A 24,780-nucleotide genomic window follows, 5' to 3' on the forward strand; every position below is an offset into this window, starting at 1 on the left:
TCGGTGGGCATACGATGCCGCCATGGAGCTGCGCACCCTGCGGTACTTCGTCGCCGTCGCGGACGCCGGGACGGTCTCGGCCGCCGCCGACGCCGTCCGCGTCACCCAGCCGGCCCTCTCGCGCCAGCTGCGCCAGCTCGAGCGCGAGCTCGGGCTGGACCTGTTCGACCGCGCCGCCGGACGCCTCACGCTGTCCAGCAGCGGCCGCGCCCTCCTCCCCCTCGCCCGCGACGTGCTGGGCCGGGCGGACGACCTGCGCCGTGCGGCGAAGCTGCGCACCCAAGGCCGGCTGGAGACCGTCACCATCGCCGCGCCGGCCACCACGCTCACGGACCTGGTCTCGCCGTTCATCGCGACGCTCGAGCGCACCGACCCGGTGCCGGCGGTGCTGACGTCCGACGACCTGCCCGCGGCCGAGGCGCTCGCCCGCGGCGCCGACCTCGTCATCACGCCCTATCCCCCGGACGAGCCCCTCGCCGCGACGTCGCTGGCGGTGCTGCCGGTGCTGGCGTACGTCCGCGCCGACCACCCGTGGGCCGGACGCGGCGAGGTCGGGCTCGCCGAGCTGCACGAGGTCGAGGACCTCATCGGCCTGCCGCACCCGTTCGGTGCCCGCCGCGCCCTGGACGAGGCGGTCAGCGCGGCCGGCCTTCCGCCGCTGCGGCTCACCGAGGCCAGCAACGGCACCGTCGCCCAGGCGCTCGCGGCCGGTGGCCGCGGCGTCGCCCTCGTCACCGACGACCCGCGCTTCGACCTGGTGCCGCTGCGGCTGACGTCCGGCGGGCAGACGGTGAGCATCGAGCTGCACGGCGCCTGGTCGCCGGAGCACCCCGGCGCCGCCCTGCTGGCCGACCTCGCCGCGCGCCTGCGCGCCTGGGTCGCCCGCCGCTACGCGTAGCCCCCACCCAGGGACGGCGACGGGGCACCCGGCCGCAGCCGGATGCCCCGTCGTCGGGCGGAGCGTCAGCGGACGGTCTCGGCGTCCCCCGCGATCCGTTGCGCGATCCAGATCGGGACGATCGAGATCACGATGAGCACCACGGCGACCACGGCCACGACCGGCGCCTGGTTGGGCCGGAACAGGTTGTTGAGGATCCAGATCGGCAGGGTCGTCGTGCCCGGGCCCGCGGTGAACGTCGTCACGATGATCTCGTCGAAGCTCAGCGCGAAGGCGAGCAGGCCGCCGGCCAGCAGCGCCGAGCGCAGCTGCGGGAACGTGACGAGCCGGAACGTCGTCCACACGCCCGCCCCGAGGTCGGCCGAGGCCTCCTCGAGGTTGCCGCCCATGCGTCGCAGCCGGGCGATGACGTTGTTGAACACCGTGACGATGCAGAACGTCGCGTGGGCCACGATCACCGTGGCGATGCCCAGCTGGACGTTCAGGATGCCGCGGAACGCGTTGTTCAGCGCGATGCCGGTGACGATGCCGGGCAGGGCGATCGGCAGGATCACCAGCAGGTTCACGGTGTTCTTGCCGAAGAAGTCGAACCGCTGCAGGGCGAAGGCGATGAGCACGCCCAGCACCAGGGCCACCGCCGTGGACGCGATCGCCACCTGCACGCTGGTCAGCACGGCGTCGCGCGCGCCCTGGCTGTGGAACGCACGCGTCCACCACTCGGTGGTGAAGTCGTCCGGCGGCCAGGTCATCGACGGGTCGGCGTTGAACGAGTTCGCCACCACGACGAGCAGCGGCGCGTACATCACCAGCAGCACCAGGCCGGTGAGGCCGGCGAGGATCCGCCGGGTGAGCGGGCTGAGGGTCACGAGGTCTCCCGTTCCTACAGGTTGTCCAGCGCGCCGGTGCGGCGCACCGCGGCCAGGTAGCCGAGCATGATGACGATGGGGACGAGCGCGATCGCGGCGGCGAGCGGCAGGTTGTTGGCCGCGCCGACGTTCGTGTAGACGAGGTTGCCGAGCATCTGGTTCGCGCCGCCGACGATGTTGACGCTGATGTAGTCGCCCAGCGTCAGCGAGAAGCTGAAGATCGAGCCGGCGAGCACGGCGGGCAGCACGAGCGGCATGACGACCGTGCGGACCGTCCGGCCCGAGGACGCACCGAGGTCGCCGGCCGCCTCCAGCAGCGAGTCCGGGACGCGCTCCATGCCGGCGTAGATCGGCAGGATGACGTACGGCAGCCAGATGTAGGCCTGGGTCAGCACCACGGCGGTGAGCCCGTAGCCCGGCGTGCTGGCGCCGAACGGGTTGAGCACCCAGTCGACGAGCCCGCCCTCGCTGAGCATCGAGCGCCAGGCGAACGCCTTCACCAGGTAGCTGGCCCACAGCGGGGTCAGCACGGCCACGACGAGCAGGCGCCGGGCCCGCGGCGAGGCGACCTTGGCCATGTAGAAGGCGATGGGGAGCGCGACGACGACGTCGATGACGGTCACCAGCAGCGCGACGCCGAGCGTGCGCAGCGTGACGGTGCGGTAGAGCGACTCGGTCGTGATCTCGCGCAGGTTGTCGAGCGTGAGGCTGCGGTCGATCTCGCCGGTGAAGCTGTCGACCGACCACAGGGCGGTGACGAGCAGCGCGGCGAGCGCGACGACGTAGACCAGGACCAGCCAGGTCAGCGGGGCGGCCAGGAGCAGGCCGAGGCGGACGCGCGGGCGCGTGGCCAGGAACGAGGAGGCCCGGCGGGTGGCCGCCCCCGAGGGGGCGGCCACCACGGGCGTGCTGGGTGCGGTCACGTCAGCCCTTGATCTCGGTCCAGGCCTTGGTCCAGTCCGAGTAGTCGGTGCACGTGACGTCCGTGCGACCGTCCAGGCAGTCCTCGATCGGCGTGCGCCAGTACCAGATCTTGTCCGAGTAGGCCTCGTCGCCGGCGTGATAGGACTCGCAGAAGCCGGGCTCGGCGAAGTCGCACGCCTCCTGGCTGTTCGGCGACTCGCCGAAGTACTGCGTCGCCTGCGCGTTGATCTCGGGGTCCTCGATGTGGTTCAGCCACGCGTACGCGCAGTTGGGGTTCTTGGACTTGGACGAGATCATCCAGGTGTCGTTCCAGCCGGTGACGCCCTCCTCGGGCACCGTGACCTTCACGTTGTCCTGGTCGATCGTGTTGGCGATGACCTGCCAGGTCGTGCCGACCACCGAGTCGCCGGTCTTGAACGCCTGCGCCTCCTTCAGGTAGTCCGACCAGTACTCGCCGACGTGGCCGCGCTGGGCCTTGAGCAGGTCGACCGCGGCGGCCAGCTGGTCCTCGTCGAGGGCGTACGGGTTCTCGATGCCCAGGTCGGGCTGCGTGGCCATGAGGTACATGGCGGCGTCGGCGATGTAGATCGGCGAGTCGTACGCCGTCACCTTGCCCTTGTGCTCGGACGCCTTGTCGAACACGACGTCCCACGACGTGGGGGCCGGCTTGACGACGTCGCTGTTGTACATGAGCAGGTTGGCGCCGTAGCCGTGCGGGACGCCGTAGTTCTTGCCGTCGACGGTGTTCCACTCCTGGTCCTTGAGGAAGTCGAAGACCTTCTCGTAGTTGGGCACCAGGTCGGTGTTCACCTCGGCGGCCGCCTTCGCCGCGACCATGCGCAGCGTCAGGTCGCCGGAGGCCGCGACGACGTCGTAGTCGCCGCTCTTGGCCAGGTTGAACGCCTCGTCGGACGTGCCGTACACCTTGCTCGTGACCTTGCAGCCGGTCTTCTCCTCGAAGCTGGAGACCCAGTCGGCGTTCGGGTCGTTGCTGCCGTCCTCGACGTAGCCGGGCCAGGCCAGGATCGAGACCTGGCCCTCGGTCTTGCCCAGCTCCTTCAGCGGACCGGTCGCCTCGTCGTCGGACGAGTCGCCGCCGCACGCGCTGAGCGCGAGGCTGCAGGTCAGTGCGAGGGCGAGGCCGCCCAGGCGTCCGTTTCTGCGGGTGAGGGTCATCGCTGGACCCCTCTCTCTTGGGTGGGATGGGGTGTTCAGGACAGCGCCACGAGGTCGTCCGGGCGCCACGCGACGACGACCTTGTCGCCACGCTCGACCGCGGTCGGCACGGTGCTCGGCTCGAGCACCACCAGCCGCGGCCCCGTCTCCAGGTCGACGACGACGCGCCGCCCGGTGCCGAGGTAGATGGTCTCCGCGACGACGCCGCGGGCGCTGAGCGCTCCGGGCGGGACGTCGCCGTCGGAGAGGCTGATCTTCTCCGGGCGCAGCGCGAAGCGTCCGTCGCGGCCGAGCACGGCGCGGGACTCCTCGGGCGCGAACAGGTTGGACGTGCCGACGAAGCTGGCCACGTACTCGTCCTGCGGGGACTCGTAGATCTCCTGCGGGGTGCCCAGCTGGACGATGCGCCCCTCGTGGAAGACCGCGATGCGGTCGCTGAGGGTGAGCGCCTCCTCCTGGTCGTGCGTCACGAAGACGAAGGTGATGCCGAGCTCGCGCTGCAGGCCCTTGAGCTCGACCTGCATCTGCTCGCGCAGCTTGAGGTCGAGCGCGCCGAGCGGCTCGTCGAGCAGCAGCACCTTGGGACGGACGACGATGGCGCGGGCGAGCGCGATGCGCTGGCGCTGGCCACCGGACAGCTGGGCCGGACGCCGGTCGGCGACGTGCTCGAGCCGGACGGTCGCCAGCGCCTCGCGGGCCCGCGCCGTGCGGTCGCGCTTGCCGACACCGCGCACGCGCAGCCCGTAGGCGACGTTCTCCAGGACGCTCATGTGCGGGAACAGCGCGTAGTCCTGGAAGACGGTGTTGACGTCGCGCTCGAACGGCGCCGTGCCGGTGACGTCGGTGCCGCCGAGCACGACGCTGCCGCTCGTGGGCTGCTCGAAGCCGGCCACCAGGCGCAGCACCGTCGTCTTGCCCGAGCCGGACGGGCCGAGCATGGAGAAGAACTCGCCGTCGGCGATCTCCAGGTCGACGCCGTCGACGGCGCGGACGTCGCCGAAGTGCTTCTCCAGCCCCACGAGTCGGATCGCGGGGGTGGGTCCGGGCTGGCTCATCGTGCTCCTCGGAGTGGTCTGCGTCACGGTCTGCGGAGAAAACATATGGACCCAGAGATTAAATGTCCATACATTTCTGTCACGATCTCGTAAACATCCCCCGAGCCCAGGAGCCCGATGGCGACCGTCCGCCGCCCGTCCTCACGAGCGCGCACCGCCGTGTTCGCGCCGCTCGGCGACCTCGGTCGCGCGACGCGCGTCGAGCAGCGCCTCGCGGAGGCGATCCACGCCGGCCTGCTGGTCGACGGGGAGCGGCTGCCGAGCGAGCCCGAGCTGGCGTCGATGCTCGGCGTGGCGACGGTGACCGCGCGCGAGGCGCTGGTCTCGCTGCGCGCCCAGGGCCTGGTCACCACGGTCCGTGGACGCGGCGGCGGCTCGTTCGTCACCCGGCCCGACGGCGGCGACGACGCCCGGCTCCACGAGCGGCTGGCCCGCATGACCCGCGTCGACCTCGCCGACCGCGGCGTCCACTACGCGACGATCCTGGCCGGCTGCGCGGAGCTCGCGGCCGAGCGCGCCAACCCCGAGGAGACCGAGGACCTGCGCGAGATCGTCCTGCCCGAGGACGTCGACGAGGTCGGCACCGTCCGGCACGCCGACACCGAGCTCCACCTGGCCCTGGCCGCGCTGACCCACTCGGCGCGGCTGACCCGTGACGTCATGCGCGCGGAGACCGAGTTCGGCGTGCTGCTGCGCCTGCCGCTCTCCGAGCCCGTGCACCGCGGGGACGTGCGCGCCCACCAGGTCGCGCTCCTGGACGCCGTCGCGACGCACGACGCCGCGGCGGCCCGCCGTCAGATGCGGACCCGCGTCCGCCAGGCCCTCGGCGAGCTCGCCGAGCTGCACTCGAGGATCCGGTGAGGACCATGCCCGTCACGCCCGCCCAGACCACCGTCGACGACTGCGTTCGCGCCGTCGAAGCCTTCTTCTCCCCGCTCGTCAGCACGCTCGGGACGCTCGGCGAGCGCCTCGTGCCGCTGTTCGACGGGCCGCTGCGCAACGACACCCTGGTGCGCGCGGCGCGGCCGCTCGCCCTGGAGGTGCTGGCCGACCCGCACACCATGGGCGCGGGCTTCGTCGTCACGCCCGGGCTGCTCGCCGACGAGTCGTACGCGCTGGCCTGGTGGCAGGGCGACGGCCGCGAGCAGCTCACCCAGTCCCCCGCGCTCGTCCAGTCGGCCGACTACCGCCGCCAGGAGTGGTTCCGCACGCCGCAGCGCACCGGCCGCTCGCACGTCACCGGCCCCTACGTCGACTACGTGTGCACCGACGAGCTCACGCTCACCGTCACCGTCCCGGTGCTGCGCAACGGGGAGATGCTCGGGGTCATGGGCGCGGACGTGCTGGCCGCCACGGTCGAGAAGGAGCTGCTGACGACGTTCGCCGGCGCCGGGGCCACGCTGGCCAACCACCACCACCGCGCCGTCTTGTCGGCCCAGGCGCAGGTGTTCGCCGGCGAGCCGGTCGACCCGGACGCCTACGCCACGGTGCGCACGTGCGCGGGCCTCCCGCTGGACGTGCTGGTCTGACCCGGGCGCTCCGCTCGCCCCCGCGGCCGGGTCAGTGCGCCAGGCGCATGCCCAGCGACTCGGGCGCGGTCTCGACGAACCCCATCGACGCGTACAGCCGGCGTCCTGGCGCGTCGGCCATGAGCGTCACGTACGCGCCGGCCGGCGCGACCTCGTCGATCTGCGCCAGCAGGTCGGCGAGCACCCGCCGTCCCAGCCCGCGGCCCTGGTGCTCGGGCAGCGTCGCCATGTCGGCGACGTGGAAGTACCAGCCGCCGTCGCCGATGACCCGGCCCATCGCCACCGCCCGGCCGTCCCGCTGCACGACGCTCCAGCGCCAGCTGCCGGCCAGGGCGTCCTCGCCCTGGGCGGGCGACTTCGGCGTCAGCCCGGACGCGGCCCTCAGGTGGAGGTAGTCCTCCAGCGTCGGGGGCCTGCGGACGAGCTCGTCGGGGGTGTCGTTCACCGTCCCCACGATAGGCGGGCCGCCGGACGCGTCCCGAGCACGACGAAGGCGCCCGGCTCGGCCGGGCGCCTTCGTGGTGGGAGCGGGTGGGTCAGCGGCGCAGCTGGATGACCTGGGCGTCGCGCTGCGGGGCGGCGGGCGCCTCGGCCGGCGCGGTCGCCCGGCGCGACAGGTCGACGCGGTAGGCGTCGATGATCGCGGCGACCTCGTCCGGCGTCTCGGTGACGAGCATGGCGCGGTCGCTGACCAGGTCGATGCGGGTCCAGGGATCGGCGTCGGAGAGGGTCTCGACCAGGTCCGGGTTCAGCCAGAAGCCCCGGCCGTCGCTGTGGTGAAGCTGGATCATGGGAATCCCCCTCCCGAGAACGCCTCGTCGGCGTCGTGCACCTGTTCAACGTACGTCGGCGCCGGAGGTTACGCGCGCCGTCGAGTTGTGTCCGTCACGCACCGGTCTAGCGTCGAGGGCATCCCCACCACCCGAGGAGGACCCATGCCCACACGTACCGCCCACACCGCCTGGGAGGGCACGCTCGAGGACGGCAGCGGCGAGGTGCAGCTGGCCAGCTCCGGCGCCGGCACCTTCGAGGTGTCGTTCCCGCGCCGCTCCGCCGACGACGCCGGCGGGGTGACCAGCCCCGAGGAGCTCATCGCCGCCGCGCACACGTCTTGCTACGCCATGCAGATGTCGGCGCTGCTCGCCAAGCACGGCGCCACGCCTGGCACGCTCGCCGTCTCGGCGGACGTCGACCTCGGCCCCGACACCGAGGGGTTCAAGATCACCGCCGTCCACCTCACCGTCGCCGGCACCGCCCAGGGCATCGATGCCGAGGGCTTCCGCCGCGTGGCCGAGGAGGCCAAGCGCACCTGCCCCGTCTCCAAGGCCCTGGCGGGCGTCGGCGAGATCACCGTCGACGTCGCGTTCGACGCCTGAGCGACGCGCCCGCGTGACGCGGATCACCTGCGGACCGCTCAGTCGAGCGGCCCCCGCGGGCGATCGGAGACACACCCGCACGGCGCCCGCCGCGGGCGCGCCCCGCCCCGCGACCCGGGGGCGCGGGCCGTCCGCAGCGCGCTAGGGTTGACACGACGTCCTGTACCACACCAGACACATTTCGGAAGAGGCGATCGAGGCCGTGGCCGAGTCCTCGCAAGGCACCCCAGACTTCGGAACGAACCAGTGGCTCGTGGAGGAGATGTACGAGCGCTACCAGGCTGACCCCAGCTCGGTGGACGAGACCTGGGTGACGTTCTTCAAGAACGGCCAGGGAGGTGCCCCGGACCCCGCGCCGACGAACGGCACCGCCCCCAGCGCCGCCCCGGCGCCGCCGAAGGCCGCCACGCCCGCCGCTCCGGCGACCAAGGCCGCGCCCAAGCCGGCCGAGCCGGCCAAGGCCGCGACCCCCGCCTCGGCTCCCACCCCCGAGCAGCCGAAGGCGAAGGCGACCGCCACCACCAACGGCACCACCGGCGGCACGACCGCGAAGAGCGCGTCGAAGCCGCCAGCGCAGCCCGCCGCCGCGCCCACCGGCCCGGGCGAGGTGGAGCGCGTGACCATGCGCGGCGCCGCCGCCCGCACCGCCAAGAACATGGACGAGAGCCTCACCGTCCCGACCGCCACCAGCGTCCGCTCGGTGCCGGTCAAGCTGCTCTTCGACCAGCGCACGGTGATCAACAACCACCTGGCCCGCGCCCGCGGCGGCAAGGTCTCCTTCACGCACCTGATCGGCTACGCCGTCGTGCGCGCCGCCGGCCGCATGCGCGAGATGAACACCGGCTACGCGACCGACGAGAAGGGCAAGCCGACCCAGCTGCAGCCCGAGCACGTCAACTTCGGCCTGGCCATCGACGTCCCCAAGCCCGACGGCACCCGCCAGCTGCTGGTGCCCTCGATCAAGGCCGCCGAGACGATGTCCTTCGCCCAGTTCTGGGCGGCGTACGAGACGCTCGTCAAGAAGGCGCGCGACGGCAAGCTCGAGGTTAGCGACTTCCAGGGCACGACGATCAGCCTGACCAACCCCGGCGGCATCGGCACCAACCACTCGGTGCCGCGGCTGATGTCGGGCCAGGGCGCCATCATCGGCGTCGGCTCGATGAACTACCCGGCCGAGTTCGAGGGCGCGTCCGAGCACACGATCACGCAGCTGGCCGTGTCGAAGATGATGACCCTCACCTCGACCTACGACCACCGCGTCATCCAGGGTGCGCAGTCCGGCGAGTTCCTCAAGGTCATCCACCAGCTGCTGCTGGGCGCCGACGGCTTCTACGACGAGATCTTCGAGTCGCTGCGCATCCCCTACGAGCCGATCCGCTGGGCCCAGGACATCGCGGTGCGTCACGACGACGACATCGACCGCCAGGCCCGCGTGCTCGAGCTCATCCACGCCTTCCGCGTGCGCGGCCACCTCATGGCCGACATCAACCCGCTGGAGTACCGCCAGCGGACGCACCCGGACCTCGACACCGCCTCGCACGGCCTCACGCTGTGGGACCTGGACCGCGAGTTCCCGACCGGCCCGAGCTTCGGCGGCGAGCGCCGCTACATGAAGCTGCGCGACATCCTCGGCGTCCTGCGCGACGCCTACGCGCGCACCATCGGCGTCGAGTACATGTACATCGAGGACCCGGGCGAGCGCCGCTGGTTCCAGGAGCGCCTGGAGTCCGGCTACACCAAGCCGCCGCGCGAGGAGCAGCTGCGCATCCTCGACAAGCTCAACCAGGCCGAGGCGTTCGAGACCTTCCTGCAGACGAAGTTCGTCGGCCAGAAGCGCTTCAGCCTCGAGGGTGGCGAGACCGCCATCCCGCTGCTGGACGAGATCTGCGAGGCCGCCGCCGCCGACCACCTCGAGGAGGTCTGCATCGGCATGGCCCACCGCGGACGCCTCAACGTCCTGGTGAACATCGCCGGCAAGAGCCCCGCGCAGGTGTTCCGCGAGTTCGAGGGCAACATCGACCCGCGCACCGTGCAGGGCTCGGGCGACGTCAAGTACCACCTGGGCGTCGAGGGCGAGTTCACCGCCGCCACGGGCGACCGGATCAAGGTCTCCGTGGCCGCGAACCCGTCGCACCTGGAGGTCGTCGACCCGGTCCTGGAGGGCATCACCCGCGCCAAGCAGGACCGGCTCAACCGCGGCCAGGAGTTCCCCGTCCTGCCGCTGCTCGTGCACGGCGACGCGGCCTTCGCCGGCCAGGGCGTCGTGGCCGAGACGCTCAACCTCTCCCAGCTGCGCGGCTACCGCACGGGCGGCACGATCCACCTGATCATCAACAACCAGGTCGGCTTCACGACGAGCCCCTCGTCGTCGCGCTCCTCGCGCTACAGCACCGACGTGGCCCGCATGATCCAGGCGCCGGTCTTCCACGTGAACGGCGACGACCCCGAGGCCTGCATCCGCGTGGCCCAGCTGGCCTACGAGTACCGCACGACGTTCCACAAGGACGTCGTCATCGACATGGTCTGCTACCGCCGTCGCGGCCACAACGAGGGCGACGACCCGAGCTTCACCCAGCCGCTGATGTACGACACGATCAACGCCAAGAAGTCGGTGCGCAAGCTCTACACCGAGGCGCTGGTCGGTCGTGGCGACATCACGCTGGAGGAGGCCGAGGCCGCGCTCGCGGACTACCAGGCCAAGCTCGAGCGCAACTTCGCCGAGGTGAAGGAGGCGTCCTCGCACGAGGACCCCGACTACTCGCGCACCCCGGACTACCCGGTCAAGCCGGTCGCGAGCGAGCTGGTCACGGCCATCTCGCCCGAGGCGCTCAAGGCGATCGCGGACGCGCACACCAACGTGCCGGACGGCTTCACCGTCCACCCGAAGGTGATGCCGCAGATGCAGCGTCGCGCGCAGTCCATCACGTCCGGCGGCATCGACTGGGGCACCGGCGAGATCCTCGCCCTCGGCTCGCTGCTCATGGAGGGCCGCCCGGTCCGCCTGGCCGGCCAGGACAGCCGCCGCGGCACGTTCTCCTCGCGCTTCGCGACGATGATCGACCGCACGAACGGCGACGAGTGGACGCCGCTGTCGAACCTGTCCGACGACCAGGCGCCGTTCTACATCTACGACTCGCTGCTCAGCGAGTACGCCGCGCTCGGCTTCGAGTACGGCTACTCGGTGGCGCGTCCGGAGGCGCTGACCGTCTGGGAGGCGCAGTTCGGCGACTTCGTCAACGGCGCGCAGTCGGTCATCGACGAGTACATCTCGGCCGGCGAGGCCAAGTGGGGCCAGAAGTCCGGCGTCGTGCTGCTGCTGCCGCACGGCTACGAGGGCCAGGGCCCGGACCACTCGTCGGCCCGCATCGAGCGCTTCCTGGCGCTGTGCGCGGACGACCACATGACGCTCGCCCAGCCCTCGACGCCCGCGTCGTACTTCCACCTGCTGCGCCGGCACAACCTGGGCGCCGAGCACCGGCCGCTGGTCGTGTTCACGCCCAAGTCGATGCTGCGCAGCAAGGCGGCCGCCTCGCAGCCGGAGGACTTCACCTCGGGCACCTTCCAGCCGGTCATCGCCGACACGACGGTGGACGCGCAGAAGGTCGAGCGGGTGCTGCTGTGCTCGGGCAAGATCGCCTGGGAGCTGTTCGCCGAGCGGAGCAAGCGCGAGGGCGACAACCCGCGCACCGCGATCGTCCGGGTCGAGCAGCTCTACCCGAACCCGGTCGAGGAGCTCAAGGCCGCGGTGGGCGCGTTCCCGAACGCGTCCGACGTGCGCTGGGTGCAGGACGAGCCGGCGAACCAGGGCCCGTGGCCGCACGTCGCGCTGCACTACGGCGAGGCGTTCGAGCAGTCCATCACCCCGGTCACCCGGGTCGCGTTGACCGCGCCGTCGGTCGGCCAGCACTCGCGCCACCTCGAGGAGCACAAGAGCCTCATGCAGCAGGCCTTCGCCTGAGCCGAGGACGGACGTGTACTTCACCGATCGGGGCATCGAGGAGCTCGAGCAGCGCCGGGGCGACGAGGAGGTCTCCTTCGCGTGGCTCGCGGAGCACCTGCGCGAGTTCGTCGACCTGAACCCGGACTTCGAGGTGCCGGTCGAGCGGCTGGCCACCTGGCTGGCCCGGCTCGACGACGACGAGGACTGAGCCCGCCACGAGGGGCCCCGGACCACACGGTCCGGGGCCCCTCGTGCGTCCGGGCGGTGTCGCCGGGTGCTGGCAGACTGCCCGCGTGGACCTCGACCAGCCGCCCGTCGTCCGGGTGACGCCCGACCCGGAAGCCGACCCGCCCGAGCCGTGGGCGCAGCGCGTGCCCGCCGTCCGCCAGCTGCTCGCCGAGGGGCTCGAGCTGCCGCCCGGCGTCACGTTCCTGGTCGGCGAGAACGGGTCCGGCAAGTCCACCGTCGTCGAGGCGGTCGCCCAGGCGTACGGCCTGTCCCCCGAGGGCGGCACGGCGTTCGGCCGGCACGAGACCCGGCGCACCGAGTCGTCCCTGCACCGCAGCCTGGTGCTGCAGCGCGGCGTGGGCTCCGGACGCTGGGGGTTCTTCCTGCGCGCCGAGACGATGCACGGCTGGTACACCTACCTCGACGGCGTCGGCGGGGGCGGCGACCCCGACTTCCACGCCATGAGCCACGGCGAGTCGTTCCTGGCCGTGCTCGAGCGCCGGTTCGACTCACCGGGCTTCTACTGCCTGGACGAGCCGGAGGCCGCGCTGTCGTTCTCGTCGACGCTCACGCTCATGCGCGTGCTGCACGACGTCGTCGCCGCCGGCGGCCAGGTGCTGTGCGCGACCCACTCCCCCGTGCTCGCGTCGCTGCCCGGTGCGCACGTCCTCGAGGTCGGCGACTGGGGCCTGCGCGAGACGACGTGGGACGAGCTCGAGCTCGTCCACCACTGGCGCGCGTTCCTCGACGCGCCGCAGCGCTACCTGCGGCACACGCTGGCCGACGACTGATCCTTCAGCGGGTGAGCACGATCTTGCCGAACACGTCGCCCGCGGCGACGGCGGCGAGGCCCTCGGCCGCGTCCTCCATGGGGATCTCGCGGTCGATGAGCGGACGCACGCCGCTCACGTCGCACAGCTCGACGAGCCGGCCCAGCTCGTCGCGGGTGCCCATGGTCGAGCCGTGCACGCGCATCTGCTGGAAGAAGATGCGCGTCAGCTCGGCCTTCGAGGGCGCGTCGCCCGAGGTCGCCCCGCTGATGACCAGCGTGCCGCCGGGCCGCATCGACCGGATCGAGTGCGACCAGGTCGCGGCGCCGACGGTCTCCATGACCGCGTCCACCTTCTCGGGCAGCCGGGCGCCGGACTCGAGCACCTCGTGGGCGCCGAGCTCGAGCGCCCGCCGGCGCTTGGACTCGTCGCGGCTCGTGGCGTAGACCCGGAAGCCGGCCGCCCGGGCCAGCACGATCAGCGCCGTCGCGACGCCGCCGCCGGCGCCCTGCACCAGCACCGAGCCGCCCGGCTGCAGGCCGGACTGGGTGAACAGCATCCGGTAGGCGGTCAGCCAGGCCGTGGGCAGGCAGGCCGCCTCGGCGAACGACAGCCCGGCCGGCTTGGGCAGCAGGTTGCGGCGCGGCACGACGACCTTCTCCGCGAACGTGCCCTGGTGCTTCTCCGACAGCAGCGTGCGACGCGGGTCGAGCGTCTCGTCGCCGCGCCACGACGGGTCGCTGATGACCGCGTGGACGACGACCTCGTTGCCGTCCTCGTCGTAGCCGGCCGCGTCGCAGCCCAGGATCATCGGCAGCGACTCCTCGCGCAGGCCGACGCCGCGCAGGCTCCACACGTCGTGGTGATTGATCGAGGCAGCTTTCACCGTCACCTGGACCCATCCGTCCGGAGTCTTGGGTTCAGGTCTTTCACCGACGACCAGCCCGGAAAGAGGATCCTCGGGGCTGAAGGACTGGGCGTAGACGGCGAGCATGGGCGTCCTCTCGGGTCGGTCAGTACGGGCGGCGTGCGAGACCCTGGCGACGGGCGGTGTCGGTGACCGCCTTCGCGACGGCCGGGGCGACCCGCGGGTCGAACGGCGACGGGATCACGTACGTCTCGCTCAGATCCTCCCCCACCAGGTCCGCGAGCGCTTGCGCGGCCGCGACCTTCATCTCCTCGGAGATGCCGGTCGCCCGCACGTCCAGCGCGCCGCGGAAGATGCCGGGGAACACGAGCACGTTGTTGATCTGGTTCGGGAAGTCCGACCGTCCGGTCGCCACGACGCGGGCGTACTTGTGCGCCACGTCGGGGTGGACCTCCGGGTCGGGGTTCGCCATGGCGAAGACGATCGCGTCGTCGGCCATGCGCGCCACGGCCTCCTCGGGCACGGTGCCGCCCGAGACGCCGATGAACACGTCCGCGCCGACCAGGGCGTCCTCGACGCTGCCCGGGCGCGCGAAGTCCGCGGTCTCGTCGGCCAGCCAGCGCTTCACCTCGGTCAGGTCCTCACGGCCGGGGTGGATGACGCCGCGGCGGTCCACCACGCTGATCCGGCGCATGCCGACCCGGTGCAGGATCTTGGTGATCGCGACGCCCGCGGCACCGGCGCCGGAGATGACGACCCGGGTGTGCTCGGGGTCGCGGTCGGTCAGCCGCAGCGCGTTGATGAGCGCGGCGAGCGTGACCACGGCGGTGCCGTGCTGGTCGTCGTGGAACACGGGGATGTCGAGCCGCTCCTTGAGCCGCGCCTCGATCTCGAAGCAGCGCGGGGCCGAGATGTCCTCGAGGTTGATGCCGCCGAAGCTCGGGGCGAGGCGCACGACCGTCTCGACGATCTCGTCGACGTCCGTGGTGTCGAGCGCGACCGGGACGCCGTCGACGCCGCCGAACTGCTTGAACAGCACGGCCTTGCCCTCCATGACCGGCATGGAGGCGGCCGGGCCGATGTCGCCCAGGCCGAGCACCGCGGTGCCGTCGGTGACGACGGCGACGGTGTTCGAGACCCAGGTCAGCTCGTGGGCCGCCTCGGGGTCGGCGTGGATCGTCTCGCAGACCCGGGCGACGCCGGGCGTGTAGGCCATCGACAGGTCGTCGCGGCCCTCGAGCGGGACGGTGCAGGCGATCTCCATCTTGCCGCCGCGATGCAGGGCGTGGACGGGGTCGGTGGGGTCGTAGGAGGACGTGGGGGCATCGATGTCGTGGGCGACCATGACGTTCTTTCGCAAGTGGGGACGGGGAGGCCGCGCGCCGCGGAGACCGGTCTGGTCTCGACGTCGGCGGGGCGTTCTGCCGTGCGAGGGGCGTCAGGTGGGCCCCGTCACGTCATTCTGGCACGCGCTCCGCGGCCACGAGGGCACGGGTGGTGGAGGGTGCCAGCAGCGCGACCAGCGCCACGAGGGCGGCCACGGCGAGCGCCGGGCTGAGCCACTCGACCTGCGAGTCGCGCGAGTTCCAGGCGAGCCCCAGCTGGATGAGCTGGGTCGCGACGAGCGGGCCGCGAGCACCGATCCGGTGCTTCAGCAGCAGGAACGCGGCCCAGGCCTGGCCGAGCGCGTACGCCGCGAGGAGCCCGGCCGTCGCGTACGTCATCGGCCTGCTCGGCTCGGCCACGACCTCGGTGCCGGCGAAGCCGAGCAGGGCCAGGGCCTCGACGAGGACGACGACGGCGGCGAGCGGGATCACGGGGTCCAGCCTAGCCAGACGGTTGATGTTACAAGCATGTGACGAAACCGACAGGTGCTTCTTTTGTTAACCCTTGTTTCACCCTCGCGAAGTTGGGAACATTACTCGTGCTGCTCCCCGGTGCTCATCGCCCGGGTCTGGGGCGGCGCAATCCACGAACCACGAAGGGTGAGTTTCTCATGGACTGGAGGCACAAGTCTGCCTGCCTCGACGAGGATCCTGAGCTCTTCTTCCCCATCGGCAACACCGGTCCGGCGATCCTCCAGTCGGAGGAGGCCAAGACGGTGTGCCGCCGTTGTGACGTCCGCGAGCAGTGCCTGACCTGGGCGCTGGAGTCCGGTCAGGACCACGGCGTCTGGGGAGGCATGAGCGAGGACGAGCGTCGCGCGCTGAAGCGTCGCAACGCGCGTGCGCGCATCCGCACCGCCTGAGGCGAACGTCGACAGGCCCCGCATCCGATCGGATGCGGGGTCTTCTGCGTTCCTGGGGCCTTCTGCGCCGGCGTGAGCGGTGAGCCGGCAACCCTTCGTCCTCGCCTCCCCCGGTGGGCGGTGCGCTGGCAACCCCACGAGACGGCCATTCGGTTGCCAGGTCACCGCTCCCGGGCGGGGACGGCTAGAGGCTGAGCTCGATCGACACCGTGGTGCCGGCGCCCGGACGCGAGTCGAAGGTGAGGCGTCCGCCCAGCTCGCTCTCGACCAGCGTCGCCACGATCGACAGGCCGAGGCTGGACCGCGGGTCGAAGTCGTCGGGCAGTCCCGCCCCGTCGTCGCTCACGCGCAGCCGCAGCCGGTTGCGGATGCGGTTCACCGCCACGGTCACGCGGCCGGACGTCCGCCCGGAGAAGGCGTGCTCGCCGGCGTTCTGGACGATCTCGGTCAGCACCAGCGCCAGCGGCGTGGCGACCTCGGCCGAGACCTGGCCGAACGAGCCGATGCGGTGGCCCTCGACGTGCAGGCCGTCGGCGGTCGCCACCTCGAGCACCGAGCGCAGCAGCTGGTCGGCGACGTCGTCGAACGCGACCGTCTCGTCGAAGGACTGGCTCAGCGTCTCGTGGACGAGCGCGATCGAGCCGACACGCTGCTCGGCCTCGACCAGCGCCGTGCGCGCCTGCGGGGAGTCCATGCGACGGGCCTGCAGCCGCAGCAGGGCGGCCACCGTCTGCAGGTTGTTCTTCACCCGGTGGTGGATCTCGCGGATGGTGGCGTCCTTGCTCAGCAGCTCGCGCTCGCGGACGCGCAGCTCGGTCACGTCGCGCAGCAGCACCAGGGCGCCGTCGTGGTCGCCCCCGCGGGACAGCGGCACCACGCGCACCAGCAGGGTGGCGCCGGGCCCCTCGACCTCCCCCTCGTCGGGGGTGCGTCCGCCGAGCATCGTGAGCGGTGCGGAGTCCGTGCGGCGAGGCCCGACGAGCCCCTGGGTCAGCGCGGCCAGCTCGGTGCCCACGAGGCTGCCGGTCACGCCGAGGCGGCGGTAGGCCGAGACGGCGTTGGGGCTGGCGTAGGTCACGGTGCCGCGCTCGTCCAGGCGCACCATGCCGTCGCCGACGCGCAGGCTGCCGGCCAGCTCGGAGTCGGACTCGGCCGGGAACGTGCCCGCGGTCAGCATCGCCTCGAGCGTCCCGGCCGCCTCCAGGTAGGCGTCCTCCAGCCGGCTCGGACGGCGCAGGGCTCCGACGCTGGAGCGGTGCTCGACGAGCCCCACGAGCCGCTGGCGGCGGCGCACGGGCACGTACCGCACCGACACCCGCTCGCCGTCCACCTCGACCTCGTCGACCTCGGTGCTCAGGTGCGGGTTCGCGGCGGCGCGGACGAGGTCGGGGGCGTGGACGGCCGGCACGAACGTGCCGACGACGTCGTCGGCCAGGGTCGTCGCGCCGGTGGTCGGGCGGATCTGCGCCGCGGCCCAGTAGCCCTTCGCCTCGGCGTCCAGCACCCACAGCACGAGGTCGCCGAACGCCAGGTCGGCCAGCAGCTGCCAGTCCGCGACCAGGCGGTGCAGCAGCCCGACCTCCTCGCGGCCCAGGGCGGTCTGGTGACGGACGATCGAGTCGAGCGAGGGCACGTCGGTCAGCCTAGAGGGCTGTCGGAGGCGCATGGCACGATGGCGACGTGTCCGAGGTGTACTGGCAGGCCGTGATGTCCGGCGGCATGACGCTCCCTCGCGACCGCTCCCTCAGCGAGGCCACGGTCGAGCTGGTCCAGCTGCTGGGCTCGCCCAACCCCCGCGTCCGCGAGGACGTCGCGTACCCGCTGCTGACCACCTGGATCGGCCAAGGCGTGTACGACGAGCTGCTCGGCGGCCTCGGCGACGGCCTGCTCCCCGGCCTGCGCCACGGCCTCGGCCACGACGGCGACCCGTCCGTGCTGCGCCGCTCCTACAGCGCCCTGGTGCTGGCCGAGGTGCTCGGCCGCGACGAGTCCGAGCACCTGCTCCCCCGCACCACCGTGCTGGCCTGGGGCGACGAGGCCGCCGGGTGGTACGTCCGCGAGAACGACCACCGCGGCTGGCTCGGCGCGCAGGGCTGGGCCCAGGCGGTCGCCCACGGCGCCGAGCTCATGGCCGCGCTCGCCCGCTCCCGCCACCTCGGCGCGCTCGAGCTCACCGTGCTGCTCGACGTGGTCGGCGACCGGCTGCTCACCCCCACCCCGTACGTCTGGCGCCACGGCGAGGAGGACCGGCTCGCCTTCGCGGTCATGACGATGCTGCACCGCGACGTCCTCGAGCCGGGCCTGGTCGAGGCCTGGCTGAACCGGCTGGGCTCGGGCGTCGTGCACCCGCCCACCCGCGGGCACCGCGACGACGAGTGGCCCACGCCCGCCGTCCGCAACACGTCCGCGTTCCTGCGCGCGCTGCACCTGCAGCTCGCGCTGGGCGTCCAGGGCCGCAGCGACCTGCGCTCGGACGCCGACCTGTTCGCCCGCCCGCCCCGGCACCGCGCCGACCTCCTGCTGGCCGTGCTCGACCAGGTCCGCGCCGAGAGCCCGGGGCTGTACCGCGAGCCCGCGAACCGCCCCCGCCACTGACCTACGCCGGGGTAACCTGCGTCACATGACGGAGACGGCCGACCAGACCGACCAGACCACGCAGCACGCCGGGCAGATCGCCGTCGAGGTGGCTCGCGCGCACGGGGTCGAGCACATGTTCACCCTGTCGGGCGCCCACGTGTTCCCGCTGTACGACGGCGCCGTGAAGGCCGACCCGCCGATGAGCATCGTCGACGTGCGCCACGAGCCGTCCGCCGTGTTCGCGGCCGAGGCGGTCGGCAAGCTGACCCGCAAGCCCGGCCTCGCCGTGCTGACCGCCGGCCCCGGCGTCACGAACGGCGTCAGCCCGCTCACCCAGGCCTACTTCAGCGGCTCCCCGCTCGTCTGCGTCGGCGGCCGCGCCCCGGCCGGACGCTGGGGCTCGGGCAGCCTGCAGGAGCTCGACCACCCGCCGATCCTGTCCACGGTCACCAAGTCCGCGCGCACCGCGCACACCGTCGAGGACGTCGGCCCGGCGCTCGACGAGGCGTTCTCGCTCGCTGGCTCGTCCCACCGCGGCCCGGCCTTCGTCGACGTCCCCATGGACGAGCTGTTCAACAGCACGGCCACGCCCGCCCCGCGTCCGGCCGAGCGCCGCGTCATCGAGCCCGACGGCGACGCTCTGCGGGCCATCGCGCGGCTCCTGGCCGAGGCCGTGCACCCGGTCCTCGTGATCGGCAGCGACGTGTGGCTCGACCACGCCGAGGACGCCGCGCTCCGGTTCGTCGAGCAGAGCGGTGTCCCGGTCATCAGCAACGGCATGGGCCGCGGCATCGTCCCCGGCGGCCACCCCCAGCTCGTCACCAAGGCCCGCGGACGTGCGCTCGGCCAGGCCGACCTGGTCGTCGTGGTCGGCACGCCGCTGGACTTCCGGCTCGGCTACGGCGTCTTCGGCGGCAAGGAGGAGGCGCCGGTCGCGCGCACCGTCCACGTCGCCGACTCCCCCGAGCAGCTCGCCGGGCACGCCGAACTGGCCGGCGCGGCCGCGGGCGACCTCACCACCTGCTTCGACGTGCTGCTGGACGCCCTGCTCTCCGGCCCCAAGCCGCGCTGGGGCGACTGGCTGTCCAACCTGCAGGCGACGGTCGCGCAGGCCACCGAGCGCGACGCCGCGCTGCTCTCGGCGGAGGCCGACCCGATCCACCCCGCGCGCATCTACGGCGAGCTGCTGCCTCGCCTGGCCGACGACGCGGTCGTCGTCGGTGACGGCGGCGACTTCGTGTCGTTCGCCGGCAAGTACGTCGAGCCCCAGCGTCCGGGCGGGTGGCTCGACCCCGGCCCGTTCGGCTGCCTCGGCGCCGGCATGGGCGCGGCGATGGCCGCCCGGCTCGTGCGCCCGTCCGGCCAGGTCGTGCTGCTGTACGGCGACGGCGCCGCCGGCATGAGCCTCATGGACGTCGACACCCTCGTGCGGCACGACCTGCCGGTCGTCATGGTCATGGGCAACAACGGCGCCTGGGGGCTGGAGAAGGGCCCCATGCAGATGCTCTACGGCTACGACGTGGCTGCCGACCTCGCGCCCCAGACCCGCTACGACCAGGTCGTCCAGGCCCTCGGCGGTGCCGGCGAGATGGTCACCGACCCGCGCGAGATCGGGCCGGCGCTCGACCGCGCCTTCGCCGCGAACGTGCCGTACCTGGTCAACGTCGTCACCGACGTGGCCGCCGCGTACCCCCGCCAGACGTTCGGTGTCTGACGTCCGGGTCCGCCCGGCGCGCCCCGAGGAGCTCGAGCGCGTCGGCGCGGTCACCGTGGCCGGCTACGAGGCCGACGGGTACCTCACGCGTCCCGACGGCACGTACGACGACGTGTACGCGGCCCGCCTCGCCGACGCCGCCGGCCGGTCCCACGACAGCCTCGTGCTCGCGGCCGTCGACGGCGAGCGGCTGCTGGGCACCGCCACCTGGTGCCCGCCGGGCTCGTCGTGGCGCGAGCTGGGCGCCGGACCCGACCACGGCGAGATCCGCATGCTCGCCGTCGCGCCGGACGCGCGCGGCCGCCGGGTCGGGTCGGCCCTGCTCGACGCCTGCCTGGACGAGGCCCGGTCCGCGGGGCTGACCGAGGTGCGGCTGTGCTCGCTGCCGGAGATGACGACCGCGCACCGGCTCTACGCCGCGCGCGGGTTCGAGCGGCGCCCCGAGCTGGACTGGAGCCCGTTCCCGGACGTGCTGCTGTGGGGGTTCGGGCTGCGCCTGACCGCCGGCTGACCGCGGAGCCGGTTTCGGCGTCACGGGTCCGGTGAGGAAGGATGGCCCGGTGCCTCGCCCCTCCCGCCCCGCCGCTCCTGCGGCCGGCGGACCGGGCGTGCCGCACACGGCCCGCCGGGTGGTGCTGGAGCCGTTCCGCCGCAACCGCGGCCTGCTGACGTCGGCCTACGTGCTGACCGTCCTGTGGCAGCTCGGCGAGGCCGCCGTCCCGGTCATGATCGGCGTCGTCGTCGACCAGGGCATCGCGACCGGCGACCTCGGGCCGTTCCTCCTCTCGTGCCTGGGCCTGGGCCTGGTCTTCCTCGTCTTCAGCCTCAGCTACCGCTTCGGCGGGCGCATGGCGCTCCGCGTCCAGCAGGCCGAGTCGCACCGGCTCCGGCTCGAGGCCGCCGGGCACGTGCTCGACCCGCGCGGCGTCCGCGACGAGCAGCTGTCGGGCGAGACGCTGTCGCTGGCCACCTCCGACGCCGACAAGGTGACGATGCTGGTGCGCCAGCTCGGCTACACGATCGCCTCGCTCGTGACCGTCGTCGTCACCGCCGTCTACCTCGTCGGCGTCGACGTCACGCTCGCGCTCGTCGTGCTGCTCGGCCTGCCGGTGACGATCGCGCTCACCCAGGCCGTCTCCCCCGTCGTCGCCCGCCGCACCGAGCGCGAGCAGGCCGCCGTGGCGCGCGTCGCGGGGCTCGCGGGCGACCTGGTCGCCGGCGTCCGGCCGATCAAGGGCATCGGCGCCGAGGACGTGGCCAGCCACCGCTACCGCACGAGCAGCCGCGCCGCGCAGCGCTCGGCCGTGGTCACCGCGCGCTCGTGGGGCTACCTGAGCGGACTCACCACGTTCATCGCCGGCGCCTTCCTGGCCCTGGTCGCCTGGCTGGCCGGCAGCAAGGCGCTGGACGGCGACCTGTCGCTCGGCCAGCTCGTGGCGGTCGTGGGCCTGACCCAGTTCCTGGCGGAGCCGATCAAGCACCTGGGCGACCTCAGCGCCCAGGCCGCCTCGTCGTGGGCGTCCGCCCGGCGCATCGCGGCGTTCCTGTCCACCGAGCGCGACCTCGTCGACGGCACCGTGGCGGACGTGCCGGAGCGTCCGCGCGTCGAGCTCGCCGGCGTGACCCACGGCCGTCTGCGGGACGTCAGCCTCAGCACGTCCGACGGCGAGCTGCTCGCCCTCGCGGTCGACGACCCGGCCGCGGCGGCCGCGCTCGTGGCGCTGCTCGGCGGCGACGTCGTGCCGGACTCCGGCGAGGTGCGTGTCGGCGGGACGCCGGCCCACGCGCTGACCATCGACGCCCGCCGCCGCTCGGTGCTCGTCGTGCCGCACGCCGCCTACCTGCCCGAGGGGACGCTGCGCTCGGTGGTCGACCCGCTGGGCCGCCTGGGCGCCGACGAGCTCGACGCGGTGCTGGCCGCGTCGGCCGCCGAGGACGTCGTCGCCCTGCACGACACCGGGCTCGACCACGCCGTCCGGGCCCGGGGCGCGAGCCTGTCCGGCGGCCAGCGCCAGCGGCTCGCGCTCGCCCGGGCGCTCGCGGCCACGCCCGCGGTGCTCGTGCTGCACGACCCGACCAGCGCGGTCGACGCAGTCACCGAGCAGCGCGTCGCCGCCGGCCTGAGCGCCCTGCGTCGCGGCCACGGCGCGACCGTCGTGGTGACCAGCAGCCCCGCGCTGCTCGCCGCCGCCGACCGCGTCGTGTGGGTCCGCGACGGACGCGTGGCCGCGGAGGCCTCGCACGCGACCCTCCTGGCCGAGCCCGACTACCGCGAGGCGGTGCTGCGATGAGCGCCCCCGCCGCCGAGCGGACGCTCCTGCCCGTCGCCGGACGGGGAGCGACGACCCGGCTGACCTTGCGGCTGCTGGCCCGCCGGCCGGTGGCCGCGACCGCCACCGTGCTCGGCTTCGTCCTGGCCGGGCTGGCCGGCGTCGTGTCGCCGTGGGCCCTCGGCGTCGTCGTGGACGTCGTCCGCGACGGTGGCAGCCGGGACGACCTGGCCACGCCGGTGCTGTCGATCGTCGCCGCCGCGCTCGTCGGTGCCCTGGCCGAGGTGGTGGCCGTCGGCGCCCTCGCCCAGACCGCCGTGCCCGCGCTCGCCCAGCTGCGCGAGGACGTGCTGGACCGCTCGCTGCGGCTCGACTCCGGACGCCTCGAGGCCGCGGGCACCGGCGACGTGATGGCCCGCGTCGGCGACGACGTCCGCACGGTCACCGACGCGCTCGACGAGGCCGTGCCGCTGCTGGTCGGCTCGCTCACCGCGATCGTCTTCACCGCCGGTGGCCTGTTCGCGCTCGACTGGCGGCTCGGCCTCGCCGGGCTGCTCGCGCTGCCGGCCTACGCCGCGTCGCTGGGCTGGTACCTGCCGCGCTCCGGCCCGTTCTACCGCCGCGAGCGGGTCGCGCAGGGCGAGCGCGCCGAGGCGCTCATGGCCGGCGTCCAGGGTGCGGGCACGTGGCGCGCGTTCGGCCACGAGCGCCTGGCGATGGAGCAGGTCGAGCGCACGTCCGACACCGCCCGCGGGCTGGCCCAGGACGTCTTCGTCATGCTCACCCGCTTCTGGGCCCGCATGAACCGCGCCGAGCTCGTCGGCATGCTGCTCGTGCTCGGTGCCGGGTTCTGGCTGGTGCGCGACGGTGCCGTCACCGTCGGCGCGGCGACCGCGGCCGCGCTGTACTTCCACCGCCTGTTCAACCCCATCGGCGCGGTGCTCATGGTCTTCGACGTCGTGCAGCGCTCCGGCGCCTCGCTGGCCCGGCTCGCCGGCGTCGCCCTGCTGCCCCGCGACGAGACCGCGGCCCACGACCTGCCCGGCGCGCCGGCGCTCGTGCTGTCGGGTGTCGGCCACGCCTGGGAGCCCGGCGTGCCGGTGCTGCACGACGTCGACCTGGCCGTCGCCCCGGGTGAGCGGGTCGCCCTGGTCGGCTCCACCGGCGCGGGCAAGACGACGCTGGCCGCCGTCGCCGCCGGTCTGGTGACGCCGACGTCCGGATCGGTCCGCCTGGCCGGGCGTCCGCTGGACGAGCTCGGGCCCGCGACCGTCCGCCGTCACGTGGCCGTCGTCTCGCAGGAGGTGCACGTGCTCACCGGCACCCTGCGCGACAACCTCACCCTGGCCCGCGAGGACGCCGACGACGCCGACCTGCACGAGGCGCTGGACCGCGTCGGCGCGTCCGGCTGGCTGGCGACGCTGCCCGGCGGGCTCGACGCGCCCGTCGGGACGTTCGGCGTCGAGCTGACCGCCGCCCAGGCCCAGCAGGTGGCGCTGGCCCGCGTGCTGCTGCGCGACCCCGCCGTGGTGGTGCTGGACGAGGCGACCGCCGAGGCGGGCTCGGCCGGCGCCCGCGACCTGGAGGACGCCGCGCTCGAGGTCGTCCGCGGCCGCTCGGCCGTCGTCGTCGCGCACCGGCTCACCCAGGCGCGCACCGCCGACCGGGTCGTGGTGATGGAGGCCGGACGCGTCGTCGAGCAGGGCCCGCACGACGAGCTCGTCGCGGCCGAGGGACGCTACGCCGAGCTGTGGCGGGCCTGGACGTCGTCCTGACCCTCCCGTCGGCGCGGCCTCCTAGGGTGGCCCCATGGCGACCCTGACCCACACCGTCACCGAGGCCCACACCGCGCAGGCGGTGGGCAGCGGCGACGTCCCCGTCCTCGGCACCCCCGTCCTGCTGGCCTGGCTGGAGGCCACCACCGTCGCGGCCCTCGAGACCGAGCTGACCCCCGGCACCACCAGCGTCGGCACCCGCGTGGAGGTCGAGCACTCCTCGGCGTCCGCGGTCGGGGCGACGGTCACCACCACCGCCGACGTGCTGCGCCGCGACGGCCGGCTGGTCATCTTCACCGTCGCCGCGCACGAGGGCGCGCGCCTGGTGGCGTCCGGCGAGGTGCGCCGGGTCGTGGTCGACCGGGAGCGATTTCTCGCCCGTGTGACGCCTGTGGGAGACTGAGGCGTCGTACGTCAGAGGAGGACACCATGGGCAAGACCGGACGCAAGCGCCGCGCTCGCCGCAAGAAGGGCGCGAACCACGGCAAGCGCCCCAACGCGTGAGCATCGCTCCCTGAGCAGAGAAAGACCCCCGTCGTCTCCGACGGGGGTCTTTGTCGTTCCGG

General features: G+C 73.2%; 24 protein-coding genes. 14 read left to right on the forward strand and 10 right to left on the reverse strand.

The genetic code is table 11. The annotated features are described in order from the left end of the window. Positions 1-22 precede the first annotated feature (22 nt). Positions 23-898 (forward strand): LysR family transcriptional regulator, encoded by an 876-nt coding sequence (locus E0W78_RS12040; RefSeq protein ID WP_131404201.1) that lies wholly within the window; start codon positions 23-25, stop codon positions 896-898. 65 nt (positions 899-963) lie between these two features. On the opposite strand, the gene E0W78_RS12045 is transcribed toward E0W78_RS12040, so the two are convergent. The 4 genes from E0W78_RS12045 to E0W78_RS12060 are packed head-to-tail and all read right to left on the reverse strand — an operon-like array spanning position 964 to position 4,919. Continuing rightward, positions 964-1,764: an ABC transporter permease gene (locus tag E0W78_RS12045; protein WP_242686331.1), complete on the reverse strand. Its 801-nt coding sequence runs from the start codon at positions 1,762-1,764 to the stop codon at positions 964-966. Positions 1,765-1,778: 14 nt separating this feature from the next. After that, positions 1,779-2,687, reverse strand: coding sequence for an ABC transporter permease (locus tag E0W78_RS12050; RefSeq protein WP_242686332.1), 909 nt, complete (start codon positions 2,685-2,687; stop codon positions 1,779-1,781). Position 2,688: 1 nt separating this feature from the next. Next, positions 2,689-3,864: an extracellular solute-binding protein gene (locus tag E0W78_RS12055; protein ID WP_131404202.1), complete on the reverse strand. Its 1,176-nt coding sequence runs from the start codon at positions 3,862-3,864 to the stop codon at positions 2,689-2,691. A 35-nt stretch (positions 3,865-3,899) separates the two neighbouring features. Beyond that, on the reverse strand, positions 3,900-4,919 hold the full coding sequence (locus E0W78_RS12060; RefSeq protein WP_131404203.1) for an ABC transporter ATP-binding protein: 1,020 nt from the start codon (positions 4,917-4,919) through the stop codon (positions 3,900-3,902). A 117-nt stretch (positions 4,920-5,036) separates the two neighbouring features. Here E0W78_RS12060 and E0W78_RS12065 point away from each other — a divergent pair, with 117 nt between their 5' ends. Then, positions 5,037-5,780: a GntR family transcriptional regulator gene (locus tag E0W78_RS12065; protein WP_131404204.1), complete on the forward strand. Its 744-nt coding sequence runs from the start codon at positions 5,037-5,039 to the stop codon at positions 5,778-5,780. 5 nt (positions 5,781-5,785) lie between these two features. After that, a complete protein-coding gene (locus tag E0W78_RS12070; RefSeq protein WP_131404205.1) occupies positions 5,786-6,448 on the forward strand; it encodes a cache domain-containing protein in 663 nt (220 codons plus the stop codon). A gap of 31 nt (positions 6,449-6,479) precedes the next feature. On the opposite strand, the gene E0W78_RS12075 is transcribed toward E0W78_RS12070, so the two are convergent. Together E0W78_RS12075 and E0W78_RS12080 are read right to left on the reverse strand one after the other, a co-directional pair. Further along, entirely contained in the window at positions 6,480-6,893 is a 414-nt protein-coding gene (locus tag E0W78_RS12075; protein WP_131404206.1) for a GNAT family N-acetyltransferase, read from the reverse strand. Between the two features lie 91 nt (positions 6,894-6,984). Beyond that, positions 6,985-7,239, reverse strand: a complete 255-nt coding sequence (locus E0W78_RS12080) for a flagellar FlbD family protein (RefSeq protein ID WP_131404207.1) — start codon at positions 7,237-7,239, stop codon at positions 6,985-6,987. A gap of 144 nt (positions 7,240-7,383) precedes the next feature. On the opposite strand from E0W78_RS12080, the gene E0W78_RS12085 reads away from it, so the two are divergent. The 4 genes from E0W78_RS12085 to E0W78_RS12100 all read left to right on the forward strand — a co-directional run bounded on the left by E0W78_RS12085 (position 7,384) and on the right by E0W78_RS12100 (position 12,783). Then, on the forward strand, positions 7,384-7,824 hold the full coding sequence (locus E0W78_RS12085; RefSeq protein WP_131404208.1) for an OsmC family peroxiredoxin: 441 nt from the start codon (positions 7,384-7,386) through the stop codon (positions 7,822-7,824). 202 nt (positions 7,825-8,026) lie between these two features. Beyond that, on the forward strand, positions 8,027-11,782 hold the full coding sequence (locus E0W78_RS12090) for a multifunctional oxoglutarate decarboxylase/oxoglutarate dehydrogenase thiamine pyrophosphate-binding subunit/dihydrolipoyllysine-residue succinyltransferase subunit (protein ID WP_278249435.1): 3,756 nt from the start codon (positions 8,027-8,029) through the stop codon (positions 11,780-11,782). 13 nt (positions 11,783-11,795) lie between these two features. Continuing rightward, positions 11,796-11,972, forward strand: a complete 177-nt coding sequence (locus E0W78_RS12095) for a DUF6104 family protein (protein ID WP_131404210.1) — start codon at positions 11,796-11,798, stop codon at positions 11,970-11,972. 85 nt (positions 11,973-12,057) lie between these two features. After that, complete coding sequence (locus E0W78_RS12100; protein WP_131404211.1) at positions 12,058-12,783, forward strand: AAA family ATPase; 726 nt, start codon at positions 12,058-12,060, stop codon at positions 12,781-12,783. A gap of 4 nt (positions 12,784-12,787) precedes the next feature. Here the strand turns inward: E0W78_RS12100 and E0W78_RS12105 are convergent, their stop codons facing one another. The 3 genes from E0W78_RS12105 to E0W78_RS12115 all read right to left on the reverse strand — a co-directional run bounded on the left by E0W78_RS12105 (position 12,788) and on the right by E0W78_RS12115 (position 15,447). After that, on the reverse strand, positions 12,788-13,756 hold the full coding sequence (locus E0W78_RS12105) for a zinc-binding dehydrogenase (protein WP_131404212.1): 969 nt from the start codon (positions 13,754-13,756) through the stop codon (positions 12,788-12,790). 19 nt (positions 13,757-13,775) lie between these two features. After that, on the reverse strand, positions 13,776-14,975 hold the full coding sequence (locus E0W78_RS12110) for an NADP-dependent malic enzyme (protein WP_131404261.1): 1,200 nt from the start codon (positions 14,973-14,975) through the stop codon (positions 13,776-13,778). A 112-nt stretch (positions 14,976-15,087) separates the two neighbouring features. Continuing rightward, positions 15,088-15,447 carry a hypothetical protein gene (locus E0W78_RS12115; RefSeq protein WP_131404213.1) on the reverse strand — a complete coding sequence of 120 codons (360 nt, stop codon included), beginning with the start codon at positions 15,445-15,447 and terminating at the stop codon, positions 15,088-15,090. A 179-nt stretch (positions 15,448-15,626) separates the two neighbouring features. On the opposite strand from E0W78_RS12115, the gene E0W78_RS12120 reads away from it, so the two are divergent. Continuing rightward, positions 15,627-15,878 (forward strand): WhiB family transcriptional regulator, encoded by a 252-nt coding sequence (locus E0W78_RS12120; RefSeq protein ID WP_131404214.1) that lies wholly within the window; start codon positions 15,627-15,629, stop codon positions 15,876-15,878. Positions 15,879-16,062: 184 nt separating this feature from the next. Here the strand turns inward: E0W78_RS12120 and E0W78_RS12125 are convergent, their stop codons facing one another. After that, positions 16,063-17,511 (reverse strand): sensor histidine kinase, encoded by a 1,449-nt coding sequence (locus E0W78_RS12125; protein WP_131404215.1) that lies wholly within the window; start codon positions 17,509-17,511, stop codon positions 16,063-16,065. Between the two features lie 47 nt (positions 17,512-17,558). Between E0W78_RS12125 and E0W78_RS12130 the strand changes: the two genes are divergently transcribed. From E0W78_RS12130 to E0W78_RS12155, 6 genes are read left to right on the forward strand one after another with little or no spacing between them, the layout of a single operon-like run. Further along, on the forward strand, positions 17,559-18,473 hold the full coding sequence (locus tag E0W78_RS12130) for a DUF2785 domain-containing protein (protein WP_242686333.1): 915 nt from the start codon (positions 17,559-17,561) through the stop codon (positions 18,471-18,473). Between the two features lie 25 nt (positions 18,474-18,498). Next, positions 18,499-20,169, forward strand: a complete 1,671-nt coding sequence (locus E0W78_RS12135; RefSeq protein ID WP_131404216.1) for an acetolactate synthase — start codon at positions 18,499-18,501, stop codon at positions 20,167-20,169. Next, complete coding sequence (locus tag E0W78_RS12140; protein ID WP_131404217.1) at positions 20,162-20,680, forward strand: GNAT family N-acetyltransferase; 519 nt, start codon at positions 20,162-20,164, stop codon at positions 20,678-20,680. The genes E0W78_RS12135 and E0W78_RS12140 overlap by 8 nt, the downstream gene beginning before the upstream one ends. Before the next feature lie 49 nt (positions 20,681-20,729). Further along, positions 20,730-22,460, forward strand: a complete 1,731-nt coding sequence (locus tag E0W78_RS12145) for an ABC transporter ATP-binding protein (RefSeq protein ID WP_131404218.1) — start codon at positions 20,730-20,732, stop codon at positions 22,458-22,460. Then, positions 22,457-24,214, forward strand: coding sequence for an ABC transporter ATP-binding protein (locus tag E0W78_RS12150; RefSeq protein WP_131404219.1), 1,758 nt, complete (start codon positions 22,457-22,459; stop codon positions 24,212-24,214). The genes E0W78_RS12145 and E0W78_RS12150 overlap by 4 nt, the downstream gene beginning before the upstream one ends. A 34-nt stretch (positions 24,215-24,248) precedes the next feature. Continuing rightward, positions 24,249-24,617 (forward strand): thioesterase, encoded by a 369-nt coding sequence (locus E0W78_RS12155; protein WP_131404220.1) that lies wholly within the window; start codon positions 24,249-24,251, stop codon positions 24,615-24,617. Positions 24,618-24,780: the final 163 nt, after the last annotated feature.

This window comes from Aeromicrobium sp. IC_218, assembly GCF_004336805.1.
Taxonomy (GTDB): Bacteria; Actinomycetota; Actinomycetes; order Propionibacteriales; family Nocardioidaceae; genus Aeromicrobium.